This window comes from Kitasatospora sp. NPDC058218, from assembly GCF_042882445.1.
Lineage (GTDB): Bacteria > Actinomycetota > Actinomycetes > Streptomycetales > Streptomycetaceae > Kitasatospora.
Window position 1 is genome coordinate 1 of the sequence record NZ_JBHVWC010000155.1, and the last position, 2,714, is coordinate 2,714.

Genomic DNA, 2,714 nt, shown 5'->3' on the forward strand with positions numbered 1-2,714 from the left:
CTGGGCGCGTACACGCATCAGGACCTGCCGTTCGAGTACCTGGTGGAACACCTGCGGCCCGAACGCGACCTCTCCCGCCACCCCCTCGTCCAGGTCGTCTTCCAGATCGTCAACACCCCGTCCTTCGGGCGACTCGCCGAGACCGGTGAGGAGGCCGAGGTCTTCGCCGGCGACCGGGTCTCCACCCGGGTCGACCTCGAACTGCACCTCGTGGAGGACCGGGACGGCGGCATCACCGGGCAGGCGACCTACAGCAGCGCCCTGTTCGACCAGGCGACCGTCCAGCGACTGCTCGACCACCTGGGCAACGTGGTGCGCGAGGCGATGGCCGACCCCGACCGGCCGCTGTCGCGCCTGTCGCTGCAGGACGCCCAGGAGCGTGAACGCGTCCTCACCACCTGGCAGGGGAGCGACCAGCCGGTACCCGCCGGTACGCTGCCGGACCTGCTCGCCGAGCGGGCCGCGCGGACCCCCGACGCGACGGCGGTCCGCCAGGGCGAGCGACACCTCACCCATGCGCAACTCGACACGGCCTCCAACCGACTGGCCCACCGGCTGATCGAACTCGGCCTGCGTGCCGAGGACATCGTGGGCCTGGACATCGGCAGGTCGCCCGAGACCGTCGTCGCCGCCGTCGCCGTCCTCAAGGCCGGTGGCGCCTACCTGCCGATGGACGAACGCAACCCGGCGTCCCGCAAGCTTTGGATGCTGGCGGAGTCCGGCGCACGCTTCGTGCTCACCGACCGCCCGGCGGAGCTCGCCGAACTGCTCGCCGACCGGACGGCGGAGCTCGCCGACCGGACGGTCATGGTGATCGACATCGGTGCCGACACCGGCCACCTGCCCGACCGCCCGGTCGTCGAACACCGGCCGCAGCCGGACTCACTGGCCTATCTGATCTACACCTCGGGATCCACCGGCACGCCCAAGGGTGTGGCGGTGACCCACCGCAACGTCGTCGGATTCGCCTGCGACCCACTGTTCGCCGGCGGTGCCTACGAGCGGGTGCTGGTGCATTCGTCCTACGCGTTCGACGTGTCCACGGCCGAGCTGTGGCCCGCCCTGCTGGCCGGCGGCACGCTCGTGCTCGCCCCGCGCGGCGCCGTCGACGCGGCGACCTTCCGCTCGGTCATCACCGAGCACGGGGTCACCGCGGTGTTCCTCACCCCCGGCCTGCTCGAACTCCTCGCCGACGAGTGCCCGGAGGTCTTCGCCGGAGTGCGCGAGGTGCAGGTGGGCGGCGACACGGCGCCGACGGCGACCGTCTCCCGGCTCCTCGACCTGCACCCGCACCTGCAGATCGTCAACGTCTACGGCCCCACCGAGGCGACGGTCATCGTCACCGGCCACCGGATGAACACCCGGAACCGGCCGGGAGCGGACGGTGTCCCGCTCGGCAGGCCGCTGCCCAACCACCGCGTCCTCGTGCTCGACGGCCGGCTGCGGCCCGCGCCCGTGGGAGTGCCCGGCGAACTGCACGTGACCGGGATCGGCCTGGCGCGCGGTTACGCGGGGCGGCCGGGGCTGACGGCGGACCGTTTCGTCGCCGACCCCTTCGGCGGGCCGGGCTCGCGGATGTACCGCACGGGCGACGTGGGGCGCTGGCTCGCGGACGGCACCCTGGAGTACCTCGGCCGGATCGACGACCAGGTGAAGATCCGGGGCTTCCGCGTGGAGCCGGGCGAGGTCGAGAGCGTCCTGCGCCGGCACCCGTCGATCGCCCAGGCCCTGGTCGTGGTCCGGGACGACGGCCCGGGCGGCAAGCGGTTGGTGGCCTACGTGGTGCCGGACGGTCCCTCGCCGGAGGCCTCCTCGCCGGAGGCCTCCTCGCCGGACGCCTCCTCGGCGCAGGCGCCCCCGCTGGAGGTGTCGTCGGTGGACCGCGCCGACCTGGTGGCGTCCTTGCGGGCGCACACCGGCGCCGCCGTGCCCGACTACATGGTGCCCGCGGCCTTCGTGGTGCTCGACGCCCTGCCGCTGACCGCCACCGGAAAGATCGACCGCACGGCCCTGCCCGTGCCGGACCGGACCGAGGCGGCGGCCTACGTCGCCCCTCGCACCCCCGACGAGGAACTGGTCTGCCAGGTGTTCGCCGAGGTCCTCGACCTCGCCGTGGTCGGGATCGACGACACCTTCTTCGCCCTGGGCGGCCAGTCCCTGCTCGCCACCCGGGTCGTCGCCCGGCTGCGTACCGCGACGGAGACGGACGTGTCCCTGGAGAGCCTGTTCCGCAACCCCGCGCCGCGCGCGCTCGCCGCCGAACTCCGGGCCCGACGCGAGGCCGCGGAGCAGGAGTTGAGCGAGGCCCTCAGCGCCGTCGAAGGCATGACCGACGCGGAGATCGAAGAGGCGCTGCGGCGGCTCGAACAGCAGTGACCCCCCTCAGTGCACGCGACTGGCAGATTGGCCGAGCACCGATGACCCACGCGAACGAGCGGATAGCCAACCTCACCGACACGCAGCGAGCGCTCCTGGAGAAGCTGCTCAGCGCGAAGCGCGCCGACCGCACCATCGCGCGTGCGGACCGGAGCAGGCCGCTGCCGCTCTCCTTCGCCCAGCAGCGGCTCTGGTTCCTGGACCGGATGGACCCCGGCACCACCTCGTGGAACGCCTGCTCCTCGGTGCGGGTGCGGGGTGGGTTGGACGTGGGTGTGTTGGGTGGGGCGTTGTCGGTTCTGGTGGGGCGGCATGAGGTGTTGCGGACGGTGTTCCGT

General features: G+C 72.8%; 2 protein-coding genes. Both read left to right on the forward strand.

The genetic code is table 11. The annotated features are described in order from the left end of the window. Window positions 1–2,376 (forward strand): amino acid adenylation domain-containing protein (locus tag ACFVYI_RS42335; RefSeq protein WP_387895444.1); only part of this gene is annotated, 2,376 nt, incomplete at its 5' end. Window positions 2,377–2,417: 41 nt separating this feature from the next. After that, window positions 2,418–2,714: condensation domain-containing protein (locus ACFVYI_RS42340; protein WP_387895447.1), on the forward strand; the 297-nt coding region annotated here is incomplete at its 3' end.